Consider the following 24,086-nt stretch of genomic DNA (forward strand, 5'->3'; position numbering starts at 1 on the left):
AATTGGAGGAGTTAACCATGTCTAAAAGAATTTTGATTGTAGACGATGCTGCATTTATGCGCATGATGATCAAGGATATTCTATCAAAAAATGGATTTGAAGTTGTTGGAGAGGCAGCAGATGGTTTACAGGCTGTTGAAAAGTACAATGAATTAAAACCTGATTTAGTAACAATGGATATCACAATGCCAGAGATGGACGGTATTGCGGCTCTTAAAGCAATTAAGGGCTCAGATCCAAGTGCAACTGTAATCATGTGTTCAGCAATGGGACAACAAGCAATGGTAATCGATGCAATTCAAGCTGGTGCGAAGGACTTTATCGTAAAGCCTTTCCAAGCAGATCGTGTAATTGAAGCGATTCAAAAAGCACTAGGATGATTGCATGAAAATGTTAAAATCATTTCGTTTCACGATGATTTTCGCATTTCTTGTATCCTTCCTGTTTTTGTACCCGACACCAACTTCTGTATATGCAGACACTGATACGAATAGTGTCACAGATTGCATTAAAAACCCAGAAGCTTGTAATGGAGATACGACTGATCCAGCTGCTAAACAAGAAACAAATGTATCAGCAGCTGGAGATATATCTGCATGGGAATACATAAAAATGGTTTTGGCGCTTATTTTTGTTGTAGCTTTATTTTATGGATTGATGAAGTTTTTAAATAAACGAAATTTAAACTTCCAACGTAATCAAATGGTACAAAATTTAGGCGGTTTATCGTTAGGTGCGCAAAAGTCAGTTCAGCTTTTACAAGTAGGTAAAACAATCTATTTGGTGGGTGTTGGAGAAGACGTTCAGCTGTTACGTGAAATTACTGATCCTGAAGAAGTTGAAGCGCTGCTAGCACTATATAACGAAAGGCAAGAACTTGCAGCAACATCACCGTATATTGCAGAAGTATTTTCTAAGTTTAAGAAAAAAGATAGAGAGAGTGTGCAAAATGAACAAAAGCAAGATTCATTTGGCAAACTATTTGAAAAAAAGATAACTGAAATGAAACAGGAGCGTAGTGACGAGATAGAGAGATGGAAGCAAAAGGAGAAGGATGATAAATGAATGATTTAATCAATGTTTTTTCCAACAGCGATCCAACCAACGTCTCTACTTCTGTTAAACTCTTACTTTTACTAACCGTTTTATCACTCGCACCGAGTATATTAATTTTAATGACATCCTTTGCACGTATCGTCATTGTTTTATCCTTTGTGCGTACGGCATTGGCGACACAGCAAATGCCACCAAATCAAGTGATTATCGGACTGGCACTATTTTTAACGTTCTTTATTATGGCGCCAACCTTTCAAGAGGTCAATAAAGAGGCATTACAGCCATTATTTGCTGAAGAAATAGGCTTAGAAGAAGCCTATGATCGTGCTAGTGTGCCATTTAAAGAGTTTATGAGCAAGCATACAAGACAAAAGGATCTTGATTTGTTTTTATCATATAATCAAGCAGAAAAACCAGCATCAGTGGAAGAAATCCCACTGACAATGCTTGTGCCTGCCTTTGCTTTAAGCGAAATTAAAACAGCCTTTCAAATAGGTTTTATGATTTTTATACCATTCCTAGTAATCGATATGATTGTTGCAAGTACATTAATGTCGATGGGGATGATGATGTTACCACCAGTAATGATTTCATTGCCATTTAAGATTTTATTATTTGTATTGGTAGATGGCTGGTATCTCGTCATGAAATCGTTACTACAAAGTTTTTAGGGGATGATACAGTATGACAGGTGAATTGGTTATTTCCATTGCAGAGCGTGCCATTATGATTATCCTTCTAACAAGCGGTCCGCTATTATTAGTTGCTTTAATCTCTGGTTTAGCGGTAAGTATTTTTCAAGCAACAACTTCTATACAAGAACAAACATTAGCATTTGTACCAAAAATTGTCGCAGTCTTAGTGGCCATTGTATTCTTTGGCCCTTGGATGCTATCTCAAGTTACTAGCTATGCGAGAGACATATTTGAGAATTTAACGCGTTATATAGGGTGAGTACATGAATGAATTAATTCCACATTTAACGGTTTTCTTATTAGTACTTGTGCGTGTCTCAGCATTTTTTGTCACGGTTCCTTTTTTTTCCTATAGAACCATTCCACCACAAGTCAAAATTACTCTCGCGCTGGTATTCGCTTGGATGATGTATTATACAATTGATGTTGAGCCGTTTGCATTTAATGATGATTACATATTATTAGTGGTGAAAGAAGCACTTGTTGGACTATTACTTGGTCTAATGGGCTATATCATCATGTCAGCAATTCAAATTGCTGGAAGCTTTATTGATTTTCAGATGGGGTTTGCCATTGCCAATATAATTGACCCGCAAACAGGTGCGCAAAGCCCATTAATAGGTCAGTTTTTTAATATGCTAGCACTTCTATTATTGTTAGCAATTGATGGCCATCATATGATTCTTAATGGAATTTACTATAGCTATCAATTTTTACCGATGGATCAATTTCCTAGTTTTGTAAATGAAAACTTCCCTCAGTTTATCCTGACAACATTCACAGCCGTTTTCGCAATAGCATTTCAGATGGCTGCTCCTGTTGTGGCGACTTTATTTTTAGTCGATTTAGCTTTGGGGATCACTGCCAAAACAGTACCGCAATTAAATATTTTTGTTGTAGGTTTTCCTATTAAAATCGGTGTTAGTTTTTTAGTGATGTTTACAATGATGGCTGTAATGATTCAAGTTATTCAAAAGCTTATTACGATAATGATCTACGGTATGCGTGATTTAATGGCCATATTAGGTGGTGGATGACATGAGGCTACTACTAAATTTAGATATACAATATTTTTCGGGTGAAAAAACAGAAAAGGCAACCCCTAAGAAGCGTCAAGATGCTCGAAAAAAGGGGCAAGTCGTCAAAAGTCAGGATATTTCTAGTGCCATTGTCATGCTAATGGTATTTATCTTTTTATTTTTCTTTGCAGGCTCTTTGCGCGATGAGCTATTAGCTTTTTTTAGGCAAACCTTTATTCATAACATACGCATCGAAACATTGACTATTGATAGTGTGATGCGCTTATTTTCAGAAACATTGATAGAAATGGCTTTTATTATTGTACCGATTATGGCGATTGCTTTTGTCGGGGCACTTGCAGGTAACTTTCTGCAGTTTGGCTTTTTATTTACATTAGAACCAATGAAGTTTGATTTAAAAAAGATGGATCCTATTAAAGGATTAAAAAAAATATTCTCCGTTAAGGCCATTGTTGAGTTGATAAAATCTGTCTTAAAGATAGGCTTTATAGGTAGTGTAACAACAATTATTATCTGGACAAATTTGCCAGAGGTTTTAGCGCTCTCCTTTAAAAGCCCATGGATGACGCTGATTACAGTAGGGAAACTTGTTGGCATTATGGGCATAGCAGCATCTTTAGTTTTACTTTGTGTATCCATTTTAGACTGGATGTATCAAAAACATGATTACGAAAAAAATCTTAAAATGTCTAAACAAGATATTAAAGATGAATATAAAAATAGTGAGGGTGACCCGCTGATTAAATCGAAAATCAAACAACGTCAACGCGAAATGGCGATGCGTCGTATGATGTCAGAGGTTCCAACAGCAGATGTTGTCATTACCAACCCTACTCACTATGCAATCGCCCTCAAATATGATGAGGAAAATATGGACGCCCCTCGTATTATTGCGAAGGGGACAGACTTTATCGCTCAAAAAATAAAGCTGATTGCCAAAGAACATGACGTAATTATGGTTGAAAATAGACCTTTAGCACGCGCTATGTATGATCAAGTAGAGATTGGTGATCAGGTACCAGATGAATTTTTTAAAGCAGTAGCAGAGATACTCGCTTATGTTTACCGCATTAAGCGAAAAATTTAAAGCTTTTAGTAGGAGGGACACAAATGAAAGTTCGCGATATTGGGGTTTTAGGTGCGGTTATTTTAATCGTTGCGATGCTCATCATCCCTCTTCCTCCATGGATGTTAAGTTTCTTAATTGTCATTAATATTACATTAGGATTAATTGTACTGCTAACAGCAATGAGTATGAAGGAAGCATTGGATTTCTCCATATTCCCTTCGGTTATTTTACTGTTAACCTTGTTCCGATTAGGGCTAAGTGTTTCCACAACTCGTGCAATCTTAGCAACGGGTGATGCAGGTTCCGTTGTTGAAACCTTCGGTGACTTCGTAGTCGGCGGAAATATTCTTGTTGGTTTAGTTGTCTTCTTAATTTTAGTGTTAATTCAGTTTATTGTTATTACAAAGGGAGCAGAGCGTGTAGCTGAAGTAGCAGCACGTTTTACACTTGATGCAATGCCTGGTAAACAAATGAGTATTGATGCTGACTTAAATGCAGGGGTTATTTCCGAAAAGGAAGCACGTGAACGACGTGAAAAAGTATCGGGAGAAGCAGACTTTTACGGAGCGATGGATGGTGCCACAAAATTCGTAAAAGGGGATGCCATTGCCTCGATGGTAATGGTTATTATCAACCTATTATTTGGTATCATCATCGGGGTTGTGCAAATGGGGCTTCCATTTGCAGAAGCAGCGACTCATTTTTCAAAATTAACCGTTGGGGATGGTATTGTATCCCAAATTCCTGCCTTACTTATTTCAACAGCTACAGGGATCGTCGTAACGCGTGCCTCATCTAAAGGTAGTCTTGGTCAGGACATTACAGGGCAACTATTTGCTCAAGCTAAGCTTCTTTATGTAGCTGGTGGTACGATTATTTTACTTGGCTTATTTACACCGATTCCTAACTGGGTAACGATTCCGATTGGTGGTTCATTAATTGCTGGAGCATATATGATGGAGCGTAAGAAACCAGAGGATGAAGAAGAGTTACTTGAAATTGAGGAAGAAGTGGCTACAGACGGTATGAAGAGTCCTGAAAATGTTGTGAATTTATTAAATGTGGACCCTATCGAATTTGAATTTGGTTATGGTTTAATTCCTTTAGTAGATGCTGCTCAGGGTGGAGATTTATTAGACCGTGTCATTATGATTCGTCGACAGCTCGCATTAGAATTAGGTATCGTCATCCCAGTAGTTCGTATTCGTGACAATATTCAACTTCAACCAAATGAATATCGAATCAAAATAAAAGGGAACGAAATGGCACGAGGAGAACTTCTACTAGATCATTATTTAGCCATGAGTCCAGGCGATGATGATTCCATTGAAGGTATTGATACTGTGGAGCCATCATTTGGACTACCCGCTAAATGGATTACAGAGCAAGTGAAAGAAGATGCAGAAATGTATGGTTATACAGTAGTTGACCCACCAAGTGTGGTGTCAACACACTTAACAGAAATCATTCGAGCAAACGCTAATGAGTTACTTGGACGTCAAGAGACAAAGCAGCTGATCGATCACTTACGCGAAACGCATCCAATTTTAGTGGAAGAATTGACGCCGACACCTTTATCTACTGGAGAAATCCAAAAGGTACTGGGCAAGCTTCTTAAAGAAAACGTGTCTGTACGTAACTTACCAATTATTTTTGAGACACTAGCAGACTATGCAAAATTAACAAGCGATACAGATATCTTAACTGAGTATGTGCGTCAATCATTGGCACGCCAAATTACGGCACAGTATGTCGGGGATAGCTCGGCATTAAAGGTCATTACAGTTTCAGGTAAAGTAGAAAAAATGATTGCTGATAGTATTCAGCAAACGGATCATGGAAATTATTTAGCAATGGACCCTCAAGACTCTCAAACAGTATTAGAGACTATTGCAGCTGAAGTAGAGCGTGTTTCCTTCATGGAACAATCCGCTATTATTTTAAGCTCTCCAGCGGTTCGTATGTATTTACGACAACTAACGGAGCGTTACTTCCCGCAAATTCCAGTGCTCTCCTATAATGAACTGGATGCTTCGGTTGAAATTCAAAGTGTTGGAGTGGTGAATGTTCAATGAAAATGAAAAAGTATTATGCATCATCCATACCAGAAGCGATGAAGCAAGTGCGGGCAGAATTAGGTGAAGACGCAGTCATTTTGAATTCAAAAGTAGTCATCACAAAGAAATTTTTCGGCATGGTTAAAAAGAAAAGTTTTGAAGTGGTTGCGGGTGTTGATGCAATGGAGCCAAGTCAAGTGGCTTCAGCACCAGCACCAGCTGTTTTACCTGTTGCAACAAAAGAAAACGCAAGGTTACAAGAGATTACAAATGCTATTCAAGCAAAAATTCATCAAGACCAACTACCACACGATGCAACTGTACATGAGGACACTAGCATTTCTGAAGAATTGAGGAAGGAAATTGCAGATTTAAAATCTTTAATGCAATCGATGCATAAAAAGACCACCCAAGCTCAATATCCCGATGAACTCTTACCCTTCATTGAATACTTAAGACAGCAAGAGCTAAGTGAAGAGCTCATCACAATGATAGGTGATGAGCTTTTTATGCATTTCAAAGAAGCGTCAGAAATTAACTTCTCCCAATGTAAATTAATAACGAAAAATTTACTACGTAAGAAATTAGAAGTCTTTCCAGTCGGTGGATTGTCCTATGAAAGAAAATATATAAATGTTCTAGGACCAACAGGTGTTGGGAAGACAACAACTATTGCCAAAATGGCAGCTAGAGCTGTATTAGAAAAAAAGAAAAAAATTGGCTTTATAACGACAGATACTTATCGAATTGCTGCAATTGAACAGCTAAAAACGTATGCTGGTCTTCTACAGGCTCCTGTTGAAATTGCTTACAATGCAACAGACTTTGAACAAGCCGTTAGAAAACTATCACATTTAGATTTGGTTTTTATTGATACAGCTGGTCGAAATTATAAAGAAGTTAAATTTGTTGATGATCTCCAACGCCTCATAAAATTCGATGATCAAGCAGAATCCTACTTAGTCCTTGCAATGACAACGAAAGAAAGGGATATGGAGAACATTGTAGACCAATTTAAACAATTACCGATTGAAAAGTTCATTTTCACCAAAATTGATGAAACAAATTCTATTGGCACAATGATCAATTTAATGATTAAATATAATAAAGGACTTGCTTACTATACGAATGGTCAAGAAGTACCAGAAGATATTGAAGAAGCTGATTTAGAAGCAGTACTTAATTTGTTTTTTCAAGGTGAGGAAAAATGAGGGATCAAGCTGAAACATTACGCTTGAAAATGATGAAATGGCAAGGTGAACTAGGTAGAGCAATCGCAGTTGTAAGTGGCAAAGGCGGAGTAGGTAAAAGTAACTTCACCATGAATTTTGCTACGACATTGGCTCAGAAGGGAAAAAGAGTTGCCATTGTAGATATGGATATTGGGATGGGGAATATCAATATTTTAATTGGTAAAAATGCTTCTTATAGTTTAAAAGATTATTTAGAAGGAAATAACACACTAGATGAAGTAATATTTGATGGGCCCTATGGATTAAAGTATATTTCAGGTGGGTCAGGTATGACAGGTGTTCTAGATTGGTCACAAAATATGTTTGATCGACTTATTTATGCATTTGAAGAGCTTCAAAAAAACTATGATTATATTTTATTTGATATGGGGGCTGGTGCGACAAATTGGTCGTTAGATTTACTCGCCTCAATTGATGAAATTATCGTCATTTCAACAGCAGAGCCTACTTCTATAACAGATGCGTACTCCATGATGAAATATATTCATGTTCGAGATCCAGATAAGCAGATTTATATTCTCTGTAACCGTGCATTTAGCAAAGAAGAAGGAATAGAAACAAATGAACGGTTAAAGTTAACAATGAAAAAGTTTTTGGATAAAGATGTTCTGATTCTTGGGTCATTACCTGAAGATCCTGTTGTGCGTAAGGCTGTGCGTGAGCAAGTACCCTTCTCACTTGCTTATCCAGACGCACTAATATCAAAGACATTACAACTCATAGTAGTTCGTTTTATGGACCATCGTGCAGAGGAAATTCACGCACATGACCAAACATCGAAAAAATTTTTAACAAAACTCAGAAGTATTTTCTCGAAAGGGCGTGATTAATTGGACTTTTTACATAAAAGCAAGCTATTAGTTGTGGATGATTCTGCTTTTATGAGAAAGCTGATTAGTGACTTTTTTGTTGGCAACTCTAAAGTGGAAGTAGTTGGAACAGCACGAAATGGAAAAGATGCGATCAAAAAAATTCAGTCGTTGAAGCCAACAGTTGTGACAATGGATATTGAAATGCCTGAAATGAATGGGCTCGAGGCTTTAAAAGAAATTATGACACAATGTCCAGTTCCAGTAGTAATGCTCTCGAGTACCACTCAACGTGGTACAGAAAATGCAATAGCAGCAATTGAGAGTGGTGCAGTAGATTTTGTCGCAAAGCCAAGCGGAACCATTTCTCTTGATTTACATAAAATTCAAAATGAGCTTGTCCACAAAGTAGAGCAAGCTGCGATGGTTCAAATTTCCAAGCTAAAAAAATCTTCTGGTAGTAAACGACAGCAAGAACCCGTGACAAGGGTGAGTACCGTAATAAAGGAACCGCAACAGTATGGTCGGACAACTACTTCTGCGAATGTTGTTCCTGCAAAGATAGCCAAAACAAAGCCACCGGTAGAATGGAATAAAACAGGAAAGAAAATTGTGCTAATTGGCACGTCCACAGGAGGACCTCGTGCGCTTCAGGAGGTCGTTACTAAAATTCCTAAGTCCATTCAAGCACCTATATTAATTGTTCAGCATATGCCTGCTGGATTTACCAAATCACTTGCTGCTCGTCTTGATCAGCTAAGTGAAATTGCTGTAAAGGAAGCTGAACAGGGCGATATTTTGCAAAATGGAGTGGCTTATATTGCACCAGGTGGTTATCATTTAAAGCTTAGAAAAGTAGGGACGACTTTTGGCATTGTTCTTGATAATCAAGAAGCGCCGAGATCTGGCCATCGACCTTCTGTAGATGTAATGTTTGAAGATGTTAGTCAATATAAGGATTTTGATAAAGTGGCAGTGATTATGACAGGTATGGGTCAGGATGGTTCTAATGGACTGAAAGCATTAAAAAACACTGGCAATGTCATGGCTATTGCCGAGTCAGCAGAAACTTGTATTGTATATGGAATGCCAAAAGCAGCGGTAGAAACGCAACTTGTTGATGAAGTTGCAGATGTAGATGATATTGCACAAACAATAATGAAATATTTGCCTTAAAAGGGGTGTCCTCTTATGGAAGTCAATCAATATTTAGAGATGTTTATCGAAGAAAGTAAAGAACATTTACAAGCATGTAGTGAACATTTATTAGAATTAGAAAAAAATCCAGATGATTTGGCGATTGTTGGGGAAATATTCCGCTCTGCACACACGTTAAAAGGTATGTCTGCCACAATGGGTTTTGAAGATTTAGCGGATTTAACGCATAAAATGGAAAATGTTTTAGATGCCATACGAAACGAGAAAATCCATGTAACACCTGAAATTTTAGACGTTGTATTTGAATCTGTTGATCATTTAGAAGAAATGGTGATGGATATTGCGAACGGTGGAGATGGTAAGCGTGATGTCTCATCAACTGTTGCACAGCTTAAACGTATAGAATTAGGTGAGGAAGCAGTACCTGAGGTGGTAGCAACAGTTGAGGCACCAGTTGTAGAAAGTGTTTTAGAATATGATAGCTTTGAACAAACGGTTATTTCACAATCGTCTGAACAAGGCTTCAATGCTTTTGAAATTTCAGTAACTTTACGTGAGGATTGTCTTCTAAAGGCTGCGCGCGTATTTATGGTGTTTGAAATTTTAGAAAAAGATGGGGATGTCATTAAATCAAGTCCAACTGTTGAAAAGCTTGAAGACGAACAGTTTGATCAAAAGTTTTATGTTGCATTTGTCACAAAAGAAACAGCAGAAGATATGCAGAAAAAGCTTATGAAAGTTTCAGAGGTTGAGGAAGTCGTTGTGACAACAATTGACCAAAAGAAATTTAGTGAAAGAGAATATGAAGTTCAACAAGAAGTAGCTGCGACTGCAACAGCAGTAGTTGAAGTAGAAGCTACACCTGCAAAAGCTGAGGCTGCTTCGAATCCAGCCAAAGCAGCTACACCTGCAAAAGCTGATAAAGCTCATGCACCTGTAGGAAATAAAACAATTCGTGTAAATATTGAACGTCTTGATATTTTAATGAACTTGTTTGAGGAGCTTGTCATTGATCGTGGTCGACTACAATCTATCGCTACAGAAGTGAATCATGGCGAGCTAAATGAAACAGTAGAGCGAATGAGTCGTGTAATGGGCGATCTGCAAACAATTATTTTAACGATGCGAATGGTGCCAGTTGAAACAGTTTTCAACCGTTTCCCAAAAATGATTCGTCAGCTATCGCGTGACTTAAATAAGAAAATCAATCTTGAAATTATTGGTGCTGAAACCGAACTAGATCGTACGGTCATCGATGAGATTGGAGATCCACTTGTCCACCTAATCCGTAATTCTGTGGACCATGGCATTGAGAATCCAACAGCTCGTCGTGCAAAAGGGAAGCCAGAAGAAGGAACTGTTGTACTACGTGCTTACCATAGTGGAAACTATGTCTTTATAGAAATTGAAGACGATGGTGCAGGCATTAATCGTGAAAAAGTACTAGCGAAAGCTATTTCAAAAGGTATTGTTACACAAGAACAATCTTATTCAATGTCTGATAAACAAATCAATGAGCTAATTTTAGCTTCAGGCTTCTCGACAGCAGATGTCATTTCTGATGTATCTGGTCGTGGGGTAGGTTTAGATGTTGTAAAAACAACGATTGAATCATTAGGTGGCAATATTTCAATTGAATCTACACAAGATGTTGGTTCTATCTTCTCGATTCAATTACCACTGACATTATCTATTATTTCAGTAATGCTTGTGGAGATAGAAAAGGAAATTTATGCAATTCCACTATCGTCTATTATTGAAACATCTATTATCCGTTCATCAGAGATTATGAATGCGCATAATCAAAAAGTAATCGACTTCCGTGGCAAAGTTGTTCCATTGGTATTCTTAGAGGAAATCTTTGAAGTACCAAGTAAAGAGCCACAAGATGAGGAATTCCATTCAGTAGTTATCGTCCGCAAAGGTGAAAAACTTGCTGGTTTAGTAGTTGATTCTTTCATTGGTCAACAAGAAATTGTCTTGAAGTCATTAGGAAATTACTTAACTAATATCTTTGCCATTTCAGGTGCAACTATTTTAGGTAATGGTAAAGTAGCCTTAATTGTAGATTGCAACGCACTAATTAAATAAGGTGAATGAATAAGAGAGGTGTAAAGTATGACAAACGCAGTGGAACAAGAAAATATTAAAGTAATTGTTTTTCAACTAGCAGATAAAGAATATGCAATTCCTGTTTCCCATGTACAAGGAATCGAAAAATTAATGCATATCACGCGTGTACCGAAAACAGCGAAATATGTAAAGGGTGTAATCAATCTACGAGGTGTTGTAACGCCGATTGTAGATTTACGTGAACGCTTTGAATTACCAATTTCTGAACATGAGGAAACAACACGTATTATCATTATTTCATTAGAAGATATGGAAGTAGGCTTTGTAGTAGATTCGGCTAACGATGTTATTGATATTCCTGCGAGTGCTATTGAGCCTCAACCAGAGGTCGTTGGCTCACTTGAAGAGGAATTTATTTCAGGCGTGGCTAAAGTAGAGAAACGTTTATTAATCTTATTACATTTAGAAAAAGTATTAAATCCACTAAAGTAGGGATCGATAATGACATTTAATCAAAAGATTACATCACTACATTTAGATGTATTAAAGGAAATTGGAAACATTGGTGCTGCGCATGCCGCGACAGCACTTTCCAATCTTCTTGGGAAAAAAATTGATATGCGTGTTCCAAAGGTAGAAATGGTGTCTTTTAACGATATGATGGAGTTGGCAGGCGGATCAGAAAACGTCGTTGTGGGTATTTACCTTCGCATTGAAGGTGATGCAGAGGGTAGTATGTTTTTTATTTTACCTATTGAACAAGCAAACCGTTTTATCCGTCGTCTCATTTTCGATGACACGTTTGACTTTAAAAAACCGCCTGTTTCAGAGTTAGGTCTATCAGCCATGCAAGAAATGGGCAATATTTTATCGGGCTCCTATTTATCTGCCTTATCTGACTTTACCAATTTAAAAATTTACCCAACTGTTCCTGGACTAAGTGTAGATATGTTTGGAGCTATTATCAGTATTGGTTTAATAGAGTTATCACATGTGAGTGATAATGTTATTGTTATAAATACATCCATTTTTGAAGAAGGTGTGGAAGACCACGAAACGGTAAGGGGTCATTTCTTCCTACTACCAGACCCCGACTCATTCGATGCGATTTTTAAAGCATTAGGGGTTTCGTGATGATGTTAAGCAGTAGTAGTGGGCAAGTGATTAAAGTGGGAATTGCACAAATGGATGTAGTAAAGCTACCTAACACGATTCGAACTTCTGGTCTTGGTTCTTGTGTTGGCGTTATTTTGTATGATGAGTCAAAAAAAATTGCTGGTTTAATCCATGTGATGTTACCAGATTCAAGCTTAGGAAGAGCTGAGTCGATCAATGTGGCAAAATTTGCTGATACAGGTGTTGCAGCAATGATCGATTTATTAAAGTTAGAAGGCGTTCAGAAATTCAAAATAAAGGCAAAAATTGCAGGGGGTGCGCAGATGTTCCAATTTACTTCCGATAAAGATACGATGCGTATTGGTCCCCGCAATGTAGAAGCTGTCAAATCTGAATTAAAGAGACATGGAATTCCTTTAGTCGCCGAGGATACTGGTGGAAATAGTGGTAGAACGATTGAATTTAACCCAGCAACGTCGATATTACATATTCGAACAGTTAACCAAGGAGTGAGCGAAATCTAATGTTTGGTTCAATATTTTACAACCTATGGGGAGCATTAATTGCCTTTACTATTTATTTTTTTAGTACCTTTCAAGAACCATACACTCCCCTTCGAGTCATCATGGGTTCTTTTATTGTAGCAATAATCGTATTTATCGTTATGTATATAGTACGTTTTCTAATTGCCTACATATTGTTTACGCCAGAGGTAAATGAGGAAGCAGTTGAAGGTGATCTAGAAGATAATGAACTTGATTCAACTGAAGGAGAAAAACAAGAAGTTCCAGCAGCTAATTCAACAGTTGAATTTCAAGATGAGAATTCCGAGGAAATTGCTCAAGTAGTACGAACGATGATGAATCGAGAAGAAGAGCAACAAGTTAATGCTTAAAAGAGAGTCGCGAATAGCGGCTCTTTTTTTGTCATTTGAGGAGTTTTACCATATGAAAAACTTAAGTAAAACTAATTTTTTTTATATTATTCATATATGCAGTCCTCATGTTAGCATATTTGTACAAAGGGAAAAGCACTTAATAAGAAAATTACAAATAAAAGATTTGTAGTTTATCATAACAAATGGCTTGTCCTGGAAGTCGATCAAAGAATAGGGTGAAATGAGGAACGTTTAAGGAACTAAAAACAAGTCACATGTGGAGGAATGGTGATGAAGCAAGAGTATTGGTTAATGAATGTGCTTCTTGAAAAAGGCTATGAAAAGGAGAATGATGTCAATGTCGGTACTACAACAGAGCTTTGTCATATCCTTATTAAAGAAGGGACCATAGCTAAAATCATATCAGCAGAACAAACTTTAGACACTACTATCGAAAAAATTGACGGAAAAATGAAATTACTCATGCCATCAAGAAGAATCCGTTGTTGATCAATGCATGCTCGAGAAGAATATATTAGCAGCATTAAAAATGATGACTACTGAAAAACGTGCAACAGTTTTATTAGATCAGTTATTACTTAATGGAACATGTTGCCTTTCGAAAAGACGGAATTTTCAAATAAAAAGTAGCTGGGTTTAAAAAACAATCACTTATAACAAAGTCCATTCTGATGATGTATCATATTACGATTTGTATTGTACTTATATGTTGTTTTTCAATATAAGAGAAACGTTAATGAAGGCCAACGAAATTCATCCTAGTTGCAAATATCGATAAATTTTTATTCAAATAATTTTAGTCAACTAAGAATGGCTTAGCGGACAAAGGGGAGAAAGTGGAGTTATGTCTACTGTACAGTCTAATGACCTTCAAAACAAGCAAAAGAAAAAAAGAGAAATAAACGTTTTCGTCCTTATTTTATCCATGTTAGTGATTGCAACGATCATTACCTATATTGTACCAACTGGTGAATATACAAGATCAGAAATGGATGGCCGAAGTGTAGTAGTACCTGATACGTATCAGGCTATAGAATCTTCACCGATTAGTTTGATGGGGCTCATAACGTCAATTCATACAGGAATGGTAGACTCAGCACCTATCATCTTTTTTGTATTGATTATTGGTGGAACATTAGGGGTATTATCAGCAACTGGAGCGGTTGAAGCGTTGATTGCTACAGCTTCGCGAAAGTTCGCTAAAAAAGAAAAATGGTTGATTCCAATCATTATGTTGTTTTTTGCATTAGCAGGAACATTGATTGGAATGGCTGAAGAAACATTAGCTTATATCGGTATTTTGGTACCTATTGCCATAGCACTCGGATTTGATGCTATTACAGGGGCAGCTATTGTGTTGGTTGGAGCATCTGTTGGTTTTATGACAGCAGTGTTGAACCCTTTTACAGTAGGGATTGCACAGGGAATTGCTCAATTACCACCGTTTTCAGGGATTGGTTACCGCATTGTGCTGTTTATTATTACGTATTTGATTTCTGTTTGGTACATTCAACGCTATGCATTAAAAGTGAAACGCGATCCTTCAAAAGGTTTTTTCCCAATAGGAAAGTATGACAAATTAGATGATACAGCCAATGTTCTACTGAGCACTACACATAAGATTGTACTAGGTTGTTTCCTGCTAAACTTTATTATTCTAATTTTCGGTGTTATTAAGTTTAGTTGGTACATTACGGAGATTGCTGGTATTTTTACTTTACTTGCAATAGTCATTGCATTTGCTGGAAAACTTTCTGCTAACCAAGCGGTGAATGCATTTATGCAAGGTGCGGGTGGTATTCTGTCAGGAGCATTAATCATCGGTGTAGCGAGAGCAATCGTTGTCGTGTTAACAGATGGTCATGTCATTGACACATTATTATTCCATGCATCTTCCTTAATTCATCATTTCCCGCCTGTATTAAGTGCTGTGGGAATGTATTTTTTACAGTTTATCCTTCACTTTTTTGTACCTTCAGGGAGTGGACAAGCAGCCTTAACAATGCCTATCATGGCACCACTTGCTGATCTTGTAGGTGTAACAAGGCAAACAGCTGTACTTAGTTTCTCTATGGGAGATGCCATTGGAAATATCATTTTCCCAACCAATGGACCACTTATGGCAGCACTTGCATTAGCCGGAATCCCATGGGTACGCTGGTTGAAATGGATTTGGCCACTCATTGTCATTCACATCAGCATCGGTGTGACTGCAGTCATAGTCGCACATTTTATCAACTATGGCCCGTTTTAATGCATGAAAATACCATAGAAAACCGCTATTTTCTAGGAGGGAAATTGATATGAATCAGCAAAACTTTATGAAAAAAGCACTTGACTTAGCTCAGAAAAATAAAAGAACGAAACACGGTGCTCCTTTTGGTGCAATTGTGGTTAAAGATGGACAGGTTATTGGATCCGGAGTGAATGAGGTTGCAGTAACCAATGATTTGACAAATCATGCCGAGATTCAAGCAATCCGTCAAGCTAGTCATGCATTGAAAACGACTAATCTAGAAGGTTGCGAGATATATGCAAGTACGGAACCTTGTTCGATGTGTTTAAGTGCCATTTATTTTTCTAAAATTAAAACAGTTTATTATTTAAATGCGAGTAACCCTAGCCAAGATTATGTCTACCATCAACTAGCTTTACCGCATAAAGAGAGAGCCATTCAGATGGTGCATCTAGAAAATTAATCTATTTAGGAGGAACAATCCATGACATCAACGGTCTATTGGTTAACAAATGTACGATTAGAAACGGGTTATCATTACGACAATGGTACCGTTACAGGGACAAAAACAGATCTTTTTATATACAAATTAAAAATGGGAAAATAAACCAAATTATAAGCATAGATCAGTCGTTAGTGACTGATTTACCTAAAAGAGACGCGCAAAGCTATTTAATGCTTCCTTCTTTTAGAGATATGCATATTCATATTGATAAAACATATTTTGGCGGTCCATGGAAGGCTCCTACAATTCCGACAGAAGGTCTTATCACAAGATTAAAAGAGGAAGAGGTCCTACTGCCAAGCTTACTACCTGTTGCAGAGGAAAGAGCGAAAAAGCTGTTGGATTTGGTGTTAAACGCTGGCTCAACACATATTCGTACGCATTGTAATGTGGATCCATATATCGGTTTGAAAAATTTAGAAGCCGTTTTAAAAGCAAAGGAAGCCTTCAAAGATAAAGTTGCTTTAGAAATTGTAGCATTCCCTCAACATGGGTTATTGCGTAGTGATTCGGTTTCTTTAGTAAGAGAAGCATTGCGCAGTGGGGCTTCTCTAGTAGGAGGCGTAGACCCTGCGACTATCGATGAAAATATTGAGAAATCATTACAAACGGTCATGGAATTAGCTGTGGAAGCAAACGCAAACGTTGATTTACATATCCATGATCCTGGTCATCTTGGCATTTTTACCTTTAAACGACTAGCTGCAATAACCGAGGAGGCAGGTTGGCAAGGAAGAGTAACGATTAGCCACGCGATGGCCCTTGCTGATATTTCAACTAATGAAGCGAGTGAAGTTGCAGAGTTACTAACTCATCATGGTATTGACATTACTTCATCTGTTCCGCTTGGAAATACAATTCCTATTCCTCTCTTAGATAGCAAAGGGGTAAAAATATCTCTTGGTGATGATAGTATAACTGATCACTGGTCTCCATTCGGTATAGGTGACAGCTTAGAAAAAGTGGGAACGTTAGCTGAACGTTTTGGTTTAAGTGATGAACGATCACTTGCACAAAGCCTAAAATATATTACTGGAGGCGTAACACCACTAAATAATGAAGGGCAACGAAGTTGGCCGAATGTGGGCGATGAAGCGAACGTTGTTTTTGTGGAAGCGAGTTGTTCTGCTGAGGCTGTAGCAAGAAGAGCAAGAAGAGTTGCAGTGCTCTTTAGAGGAAATGTAGTTTCGGGTAAGCTTTAATTATTGAAAAAGAAAGGATAAAATCTGAAATGAATTCTACTTTCTGGTTAACAAATGTACGTCTTGAAACAGGTTATCATTTTGAAAACGATATGATCACAAAAACTAATACCGCCTGTTCTCATTTACTAATCAAGGATGGAACAATTGCAGAAATAGTTTCTGCTGAAAATCAAATTAATGATGATTTCCCCAAAAAAGATATGAAACAGCTATTAGCACTACCCTCTTTTATAGAAAAACATTGTCATTTGGATAAAACACTCTTAAGCGATCAATGGCGCGCGGTCACACCTGTTAACAATATATTCGAACGTTTTGAGATAGAAAAAGAGGTACTTCCTACGTTACTCACAACAACACAACAACGAGCTGAGGAGCTGCTAGCCCGATATGTGCGAGCTGGAGTTACGCATGTTCGAACGCATGTGGATTTATATCCTGAGGTAGGTTTAAAAAATTTAGAGGAAGTTCAAAAAGCTTTACAAACTTTTGAAGGGAAGTTGTCATATGAAATCGTTGCCTTTCCACAACATGGTCTATTGCGAACAAATGCAACAAATTTAGTGAGAGAGGCACTCCAGTTAGGTGTAGGTTTTGTAGGAGGTGTCGACCCGGCTACGGTTGATGGTGATATTGAAGCTTCTTTACAACAAATGGTGGAACTTGCCGTCGAAGGAAATGCCGGGATTGACTTACATTTGCATGATCCAGATCAATTGGGTACTTTCACAATGAAAAGATTGGCCCAATTAACAAAAGAAGCTGGCTTACAAGGTAAAGTAGCTATTAGCCATGCTTTTGGACTTGGAGATGTTTCACGAACTGAGGCAGAAGAAATGGCAGACATTTTAAGTGATGCAGGAATTACGATTGTGACGAGTGTACCTCTACGTAGAAAATTCCCACCTGTGGGTTTACTACACAGTAAAGGCGTATCAGTTGCGATAGGTTGTGACAATATTTTTGATGTTTGGTCCCCTTTTGGTAACGGAGACCTTTTAGAACGAGCTGGTCGTTTGGCAAAAAATTCAGGTTGGGGAGATGAGCGTTCATTAGCCCAAACCCTTCGCTTTATAACAGGTGGTAAGACGCCTTTAGATCAAGATGGTAAACGAATGTGGCCAAAGATTGGCGATGAAGCAAGTATGGTATTTGTACAGGCAAGTTGTACCGCGGAAGGAATAGCTAGAAGGTCTAAACGTCAAGTTGTTTTGTACAAAGGAAGTATAGTAGCATGTGAACTGAACGCAGTTGATTAGGATATTGTTGTTTTGTCTGGGATCATTTAGAGTCGATCAGAATGTAAGAATTAACGTACTTTGCTATAAGCACCGTTACTCAAAAGTCATATAAAAAGAATCAAACAACTCCATAAACTAAAAATTTTATATTTTTAGAAAATTAGTTGAACTGTATCCAAGTTAACCAAAACGAGGATACAGTTTTTCAATGCAATAAAAAAACAAAGGAATATATTAGAGACTAAGAGAAACAAATGAAATTATAGTCGATTCTTGTTATAATATAGGAAAGATGGCAATAGCTTATCGATTTTTTTACTATTCGAGGCTCACGTCTAGATTAGCTCTAATGTGGATTTTTTACAAAAAATACTGAGAAATCCTGTTGAATGACAAACTTTATGAGCGCAAATAGTCAGTGGCAAACGGGCGAGAAAAAGCGTTTTTTTAGAGAGGTGGATTTCATGACACAACCAATTCTGAACGATGAGCAAAAACTATGGAATCGCTGGATACACGAGCGTGATCCAGATGCTGGAAATTTACTTATAAAAAAATACATTTCTCTAGTATCTTATCATGTCCAGCGTATTGGTGCGGGTTTGCCAAAGAGCGTATCACGAGACGATTTAACGAGCTTAGGTATGATAGGGCTTTTTGATGCATTAAATAAATTTGACATTAACAGAGATTTAAAATTTGATACATATGCTTCGTTTAGAGTTAGAGGAGCCATTATAGATGGTTTACGCAAGGAAGACTGGCTACCACGTTCAGCGCGTGAAAAAGCCAAAAAATTAGATGCTCAAATTGAGCAACTAGAACAAACATATATGCGTCATGTAACACCTGAGGAACTTGCGGAGCATATGGAAGTATCTGTTGAAGATGTTTATCAGACTGTGCAGGAGCATTTTTTTTCAAATGTTCTTTCGATTAATGAACAACAAGATCAAGAAGAAGCAGACGGCAAGTCATTTGTTATCCGAGATGATACAACAAAAACACCTGAGCAAGCTGTTATTAAATCAGAGTTACTAGGTGATTTAGCTGAAAATATTCAAAAACTCAATGAAAAAGAACAGATAGTCCTTAGTTTATTTTACACGGAGGAACTAACTTTGACTGAAATTGGTGAAATGCTGGAACTATCAACATCACGTATTTCACAAATTCATTCAAAAGCGCTATTAAAGTTACGTAAGCTCTTATCTAGTGAAATGATTAATGCTTAAATATCCTTAAGGGAGAGATTCCAATGAGTTTAAAAGGTGTCGAATTACAGATCGCTATTCCAAAAACGTTTGAAGCGGGGAAAATGGCAGATCAGGCACAGCAACAAGCGTTAGCCCAACAAGCACACGCGAATGAAGCATTAAAAAAAGAAGTAGAGCGCAAACAAAAAATTGTCAATACATCAGAAGGTATGGACGAAATTAGTGAGGATGAAGATGCGGGTGGCGAATATTTAACAGGTATTAATAAGAAGAAAAAGAAACAGGATCAACAAGAAAAACAGGCACAACATCCGTTTAAAGGGAATTTCGTGGATTTTAGTGGATAGGAGCTTTCAATGATACCCATACTAATAGCGGTACTATTCTTTTTACAACTACTTTCATTCTACTTCCTTATTATCTTAAATACAAAGCTAGCAAAATTTAAGGATTTAGAAAAAAAGCAAGAGCGCTTAATGAGGGAAATGGACGATACCATTAGTGTTTATTTAGCAGAAATGAAAGATGAAAATGACCGTCTTATTAAAGAATTACAAGATGTCTCACAGTCAGAAATAGCAGCGAGTAGTATGCAGCAAACAGAATACATTACGACGCCAAAGGAGAGGTCGTCTTCACCAGTAATGCAAGAAGCAAAAAGTGATAGCTCTATAGGTTTAGAAAAAGATTCTCGAATCTATGTACCTAAAAATATTGTAGCAAATGCTTATTCTCGTCAGCAACAAACAGGTTCAAAAATGGTACAACCAGCCCCTCCTCTAAAAGTAGAGGAGCAAAAGAAACAGGTAAAGGAGCTTACAATAGAACAGCAGGCTCTAGAATTAGCAAAGCAGGGAAAATCACCGGAGGAAATAGCGAAACAGCTGCAAAAGGGCAAAACAGAAATCGAGCTTTTACTGAAATTTCATCACTAAATTGTTGCGAATCAATCAAAGCTATGATATAGTTGCAAATGGTGTTATTAATACACACGCATTTTGATGTAGTAAGTGGTGCTCTAAGCTTAGGGTAGCTTGTTGCAGATGATAAATGCGGAGGATAAAAACCAAACATACTAGGAGGAAATTCACATGTCAGTAATTTCTATGAAACAATTACTTGAAGCTGGTGTACATTTCGGTCACCAAACTCGTCGTTGGAACCCAAAAATGAAGAAATACATCTTCGTTGAACGTAACGGGATCTACATCATCGACTTACAAAAAACTGTTAAAAAATTAGAGGAAGCTTATGACTTCATGCGTCAAGTTGGTCAAGACGGTGGTAAAGTTCTTTTCGTTGGTACGAAAAAACAAGCACAAGAAGCGATCAAAGACGAAGCTGAACGTTCAGGCAACTACTACATCAACCAACGTTGGTTAGGTGGTACTCTTACAAACTTCGGTACAATTCAAAAACGTGTTGCACGTATGAAACAAATCGAAAAAATGGAAGAAGAAGGAACTTTCGAAGTTCTTCCTAAAAAAGAAGTAATCCAACTTAAAAAAGAACACGAACGTCTAATCAAATTCCTAGGCGGTATCCGTGATATGCACGATCTTCCAGACGTAATGTTCGTGGTTGACCCACGTAAAGAACGTATTGCGGTTGCTGAAGCTCGTAAATTAAACATCCCTCTAGTAGGTATTGTTGATACAAACTGTGATCCAGATGAAATCGACTACGTAATCCCTGCTAACGATGATGCTATTCGCGCTGTTAAACTTTTAACTGCTAAAATGGCTGACGCTTTAATCGAGTCAAAACAAGGTGAAGAAGAAGCTCCAGTTGTAGAAGCTGCTGCTGAGTAATTCACGTTTACAAAAAGGTGATAAGTGGCTCAAAACCCTTATCACCTTTTTTAGAACCTATCATTAAATATTGTTCAACCAACTTGAGGAGGAAACACTAAATGGCAAACATTACTGCACAATTAGTAAAAGAATTACGCGAAAAAACTGGCGCTGGTATGATGGATTGTAAAAAAGCGTTAGTAGAAACTGATGGTAACTTAGAAGCTGCAATTGACTTCCTACGTGAAAAAGGTCTTTCTTCAGCTGCTAAAAAAGCTGACCGTATCGCTGCGGAAGGTACAACTTACATTTTAGAACAAGGTAACGAAGCAATCATCTTAGAAGTAAACGCTGAAACTGACTTCGTTGCTAAAAACGATAAATTCCAAGTATTAGTTTCTTCTTTGGCAGAGCAATTACTTACTGCTAAACCAGCTTCAGTTGAAGCTGCTCTAGAGCTTACAAATGCTGAAGGTGTAAAAATTGAAGACCAAATTTCAACAGCTATTGCAACAATTGGTGAAAAAATTACACTTCGTCGTTTCGAAATTAAAACAAAATCTGATGCAGATGCATTTGGTTCTTACTTACACATGGGCGGTCGTATTGGTGTATTAGTAACTTTAGAAGGTTCTACTGATGCAGCAGCTGCAAAAGATGTTGCTATGCACATTGCAGCAATCAACCCAACATATGTTTCACGCGATGAAGTTTCTGCTGAAGAAGTTGAACGTGAGCGTAAAGTATTAACTGAGCAAGCTCTAAACGAAGGTAAACCAGAAAATATCGTTGCGAAAATGGTTGAAGGTCGTCTTGGTAAATATTTCGAAGACGTTTGTTTACTTGATCAAACTTTCGTTAAAAACTCAGATCAAAAAGTACGTGATTTCGTAGCTTCAACTGGTGGTTCAGTAAACGGCTTTGTACGTTACGCTGTTGGTGAAGGTATTGAAAAACGTGAAGATAACTTTGCAGAAGAAGTAATGAGCCAAGTTAAAGGTAACTAATTTAGCTTGCATTTGATTCTAATCAAATAATATCTAGATTTTCTAGACAAAAAATGGGGAACACAACATAGCGTGTTCCCTATTTTTCCGAAATGAACGAAAAACGGATATAATTTTCTATTCTGCCTTATTCACAACTAGCAATTATTGTTAGTTATACTATAATGGAAAAGAGAATAGATAGGTATTAAATAAAGTCTTACGGAGGTTTACAATGAGTGTGCCGCAATATAAACGAGTAGTTATTAAATTAAGTGGTGAAGCGTTAGCTGGAGAAGCGGGCTTCGGTTTATCACCAAAAATAATCAAGTCTGTTGCAGAAGAAGTAAAAGAAGTGGTAGATCTTGATGTAGAAGTTGCTGTTGTTGTAGGTGGCGGTAATATATGGCGTGGGAAAATAGGTAGTGAAATGGGGATGGATCGTGCTGCAGCCGACTATATGGGTATGCTGGCAACAGTTATGAACTCCCTTGCTTTACAAGATGCTCTTGAGAAATTAGGCATTGAAACACGTGTTCAATCTTCTATTGTGATGACTCAAGTAGCAGAGCCATACATTCGTCGTAAAGCAGTTAGACATCTAGAGAAAAAACGTGTTGTAATCTTTGCAGCTGGAACAGGTAATCCTTTCTTCTCTACTGATACGACTGCCGCATTACGCGCAGCAGAAATTGACGCTGATGCGATTTTAATGGCTAAAAACAATGTCGATGGCGTTTATTCGGCAGATCCAAAAGTGGATGAGACAGCCGTTAAATATGATACACTCACATACTTAGACGTTATCCAACAAGGCTTACAAGTAATGGATTCAACGGCTTCAACTTTATGTATGGATAACGATATCCCGCTAATTGTTTTCTCAATTACGGAGCCAGGTAACATTAAACGAGCTGTACAAGGCGAAAAAATCGGAACAGTTGTTAGGAGGAACGCATAATGACTAAACAAGTATTAGAACAAGCAAAAGAAAAAATGAACAAAACAATCGCAGCATTCTCACGTGAATTAGCATCCATTCGTGCAGGTCGTGCGAACGCATCTCTACTAGATCGTATCACGGTTGACTACTATGGTGCACCAACACCAATTAACCAACTTGGTGGTATTTCTGTACCAGAAGCACGTTTACTTGTAATTACACCTTACGATAAAACAATTTTAGGTGATATTGAAAAAGCGATTATGAAATCCGATATTGGTATCACACCAACAAATGATGGCTCTGTTATCCGTTTAATGATTCCGGCTCTAACTGAAGAACGTCGTAAGGATCTAGTAAAGCAAGTGAAAAAAGAAGCGGAAGACGCAAAAATTGCTGTACGTAACGTTCGTCGCGATGCAAATGATGATTTGAAAAAACTTGAAAAAGCTGGCGAAATCACAGAAGATGATCTACGTGGCTATGGTGACGATATTCAAAAATTAACAGATGATTTCATTGTCAAAGTAGATCAAGTAGCGAAAGATAAAGAAAAAGAAATTTTAGAGGTGTAAACAAGACGTTTTACATGTCTATGATGGAACTTTTTGATGAGATGAAGGCGTCCTATACTTAACAGGACGTCTTTTCTCTTTATTGCTCATTGCAAATAGCTTACTCATAACGAGAAAGCATGTATTGAATATGAAAAGGTCATTAATTACAATCATCGATT

Annotated in this window: 26 protein-coding genes and 1 pseudogene; all 27 read left to right on the forward strand. The window is 37.5% G+C overall.

Translation table 11 applies throughout. The features are described from left to right. Positions 1 to 17 precede the first annotated feature (17 nt). Entirely contained in the window at positions 18 to 380 is a 363-nt protein-coding gene (locus GJU32_RS01845) for a response regulator (protein ID WP_008180756.1), read from the forward strand. Between the two features lie 10 nt (positions 381 to 390). Beyond that, positions 391 to 1,065 (forward strand): flagellar biosynthetic protein FliO, encoded by a 675-nt coding sequence (locus GJU32_RS01850; protein ID WP_230874894.1) that lies wholly within the window; start codon positions 391 to 393, stop codon positions 1,063 to 1,065. Then, positions 1,062 to 1,727: a flagellar type III secretion system pore protein FliP gene (gene fliP / locus GJU32_RS01855; protein ID WP_155590241.1), complete on the forward strand. Its 666-nt coding sequence runs from the start codon at positions 1,062 to 1,064 to the stop codon at positions 1,725 to 1,727. The genes GJU32_RS01850 and fliP overlap by 4 nt, the downstream gene beginning before the upstream one ends. 13 nt (positions 1,728 to 1,740) lie before the next feature. After that, complete coding sequence (fliQ, locus tag GJU32_RS01860) at positions 1,741 to 2,010, forward strand: flagellar biosynthesis protein FliQ (RefSeq protein WP_155590242.1); 270 nt, start codon at positions 1,741 to 1,743, stop codon at positions 2,008 to 2,010. A gap of 4 nt (positions 2,011 to 2,014) precedes the next feature. Then, on the forward strand, positions 2,015 to 2,788 hold the full coding sequence (gene fliR / locus GJU32_RS01865) for a flagellar biosynthetic protein FliR (RefSeq protein ID WP_155590243.1): 774 nt from the start codon (positions 2,015 to 2,017) through the stop codon (positions 2,786 to 2,788). A gap of 1 nt (position 2,789) precedes the next feature. Further along, the gene (flhB, locus tag GJU32_RS01870) at positions 2,790 to 3,878 is read left to right on the forward strand and encodes a flagellar biosynthesis protein FlhB (RefSeq protein ID WP_155590244.1); all 1,089 of its coding nucleotides are present in this window, start codon (positions 2,790 to 2,792) and stop codon (positions 3,876 to 3,878) included. A 23-nt stretch (positions 3,879 to 3,901) separates the two neighbouring features. Then, positions 3,902 to 5,935 (forward strand): flagellar biosynthesis protein FlhA, encoded by a 2,034-nt coding sequence (gene flhA / locus GJU32_RS01875; protein ID WP_155590245.1) that lies wholly within the window; start codon positions 3,902 to 3,904, stop codon positions 5,933 to 5,935. Then, positions 5,932 to 7,128 (forward strand): flagellar biosynthesis GTPase FlhF, encoded by a 1,197-nt coding sequence (flhF, locus tag GJU32_RS01880; RefSeq protein WP_155590246.1) that lies wholly within the window; start codon positions 5,932 to 5,934, stop codon positions 7,126 to 7,128. Before flhA ends, flhF begins: the two co-directional genes overlap by 4 nt. After that, positions 7,125 to 8,000, forward strand: a complete 876-nt coding sequence (locus GJU32_RS01885; RefSeq protein ID WP_155590247.1) for a MinD/ParA family protein — start codon at positions 7,125 to 7,127, stop codon at positions 7,998 to 8,000. The genes flhF and GJU32_RS01885 overlap by 4 nt, the downstream gene beginning before the upstream one ends. Then, positions 8,001 to 9,155 (forward strand): protein-glutamate methylesterase/protein-glutamine glutaminase, encoded by a 1,155-nt coding sequence (locus GJU32_RS01890; protein WP_155590248.1) that lies wholly within the window; start codon positions 8,001 to 8,003, stop codon positions 9,153 to 9,155. Between the two features lie 15 nt (positions 9,156 to 9,170). Next, positions 9,171 to 11,228 (forward strand): chemotaxis protein CheA, encoded by a 2,058-nt coding sequence (locus GJU32_RS01895; RefSeq protein ID WP_155590249.1) that lies wholly within the window; start codon positions 9,171 to 9,173, stop codon positions 11,226 to 11,228. Positions 11,229 to 11,255: 27 nt separating this feature from the next. Next, the gene (locus GJU32_RS01900) at positions 11,256 to 11,702 is read left to right on the forward strand and encodes a chemotaxis protein CheW (protein ID WP_155590250.1); all 447 of its coding nucleotides are present in this window, start codon (positions 11,256 to 11,258) and stop codon (positions 11,700 to 11,702) included. 9 nt (positions 11,703 to 11,711) lie between these two features. Continuing rightward, positions 11,712 to 12,344 (forward strand): chemotaxis protein CheC, encoded by a 633-nt coding sequence (locus tag GJU32_RS01905; RefSeq protein WP_155590251.1) that lies wholly within the window; start codon positions 11,712 to 11,714, stop codon positions 12,342 to 12,344. Next, a complete protein-coding gene (locus tag GJU32_RS01910) occupies positions 12,344 to 12,850 on the forward strand; it encodes a chemotaxis protein CheD (protein WP_420798360.1) in 507 nt (168 codons plus the stop codon). Before GJU32_RS01905 ends, GJU32_RS01910 begins: the two co-directional genes overlap by 1 nt. Further along, positions 12,850 to 13,221, forward strand: coding sequence for a hypothetical protein (locus tag GJU32_RS01915; protein ID WP_155590252.1), 372 nt, complete (start codon positions 12,850 to 12,852; stop codon positions 13,219 to 13,221). The genes GJU32_RS01910 and GJU32_RS01915 overlap by 1 nt, the downstream gene beginning before the upstream one ends. A 273-nt stretch (positions 13,222 to 13,494) precedes the next feature. Continuing rightward, positions 13,495 to 13,713 (forward strand): hypothetical protein, encoded by a 219-nt coding sequence (locus tag GJU32_RS01920; RefSeq protein ID WP_155590253.1) that lies wholly within the window; start codon positions 13,495 to 13,497, stop codon positions 13,711 to 13,713. 355 nt (positions 13,714 to 14,068) lie between these two features. Continuing rightward, positions 14,069 to 15,478: a YfcC family protein gene (locus GJU32_RS01925; RefSeq protein ID WP_155590254.1), complete on the forward strand. Its 1,410-nt coding sequence runs from the start codon at positions 14,069 to 14,071 to the stop codon at positions 15,476 to 15,478. Between the two features lie 49 nt (positions 15,479 to 15,527). Beyond that, a complete protein-coding gene (locus GJU32_RS01930) occupies positions 15,528 to 15,923 on the forward strand; it encodes a nucleoside deaminase (RefSeq protein WP_155590255.1) in 396 nt (131 codons plus the stop codon). 21 nt (positions 15,924 to 15,944) lie between these two features. Beyond that, positions 15,945 to 17,167 (forward strand): annotated as a pseudogene (locus GJU32_RS01935) (amidohydrolase family protein). Positions 17,168 to 17,196: 29 nt separating this feature from the next. Beyond that, on the forward strand, positions 17,197 to 18,429 hold the full coding sequence (locus tag GJU32_RS01940; RefSeq protein WP_155590256.1) for an amidohydrolase: 1,233 nt from the start codon (positions 17,197 to 17,199) through the stop codon (positions 18,427 to 18,429). A gap of 446 nt (positions 18,430 to 18,875) precedes the next feature. Then, positions 18,876 to 19,646, forward strand: a complete 771-nt coding sequence (locus tag GJU32_RS01945) for a FliA/WhiG family RNA polymerase sigma factor (RefSeq protein WP_155590257.1) — start codon at positions 18,876 to 18,878, stop codon at positions 19,644 to 19,646. 23 nt (positions 19,647 to 19,669) lie between these two features. Further along, positions 19,670 to 19,975 (forward strand): RNA polymerase subunit sigma, encoded by a 306-nt coding sequence (locus GJU32_RS01950; RefSeq protein WP_155590258.1) that lies wholly within the window; start codon positions 19,670 to 19,672, stop codon positions 19,973 to 19,975. 9 nt (positions 19,976 to 19,984) lie between these two features. After that, a complete protein-coding gene (locus GJU32_RS01955) occupies positions 19,985 to 20,563 on the forward strand; it encodes a hypothetical protein (protein ID WP_155590259.1) in 579 nt (192 codons plus the stop codon). 156 nt (positions 20,564 to 20,719) lie between these two features. Beyond that, a complete protein-coding gene (gene rpsB / locus GJU32_RS01960) occupies positions 20,720 to 21,439 on the forward strand; it encodes a 30S ribosomal protein S2 (RefSeq protein ID WP_155590260.1) in 720 nt (239 codons plus the stop codon). Positions 21,440 to 21,540: 101 nt separating this feature from the next. Beyond that, positions 21,541 to 22,428 carry a translation elongation factor Ts gene (gene tsf, locus GJU32_RS01965; RefSeq protein WP_155590261.1) on the forward strand — a complete coding sequence of 296 codons (888 nt, stop codon included), beginning with the start codon at positions 21,541 to 21,543 and terminating at the stop codon, positions 22,426 to 22,428. A 214-nt stretch (positions 22,429 to 22,642) separates the two neighbouring features. Next, positions 22,643 to 23,368 carry a UMP kinase gene (pyrH, locus tag GJU32_RS01970; RefSeq protein WP_155590262.1) on the forward strand — a complete coding sequence of 242 codons (726 nt, stop codon included), beginning with the start codon at positions 22,643 to 22,645 and terminating at the stop codon, positions 23,366 to 23,368. Then, a complete protein-coding gene (frr, locus tag GJU32_RS01975) occupies positions 23,368 to 23,925 on the forward strand; it encodes a ribosome recycling factor (protein WP_155590263.1) in 558 nt (185 codons plus the stop codon). The genes pyrH and frr overlap by 1 nt, the downstream gene beginning before the upstream one ends. Positions 23,926 to 24,086: the final 161 nt, after the last annotated feature.

The organism is Lysinibacillus cavernae (assembly GCF_009724685.1).
Lineage (GTDB): Bacteria > Bacillota > Bacilli > Bacillales_A > Planococcaceae > Lysinibacillus > Lysinibacillus cavernae.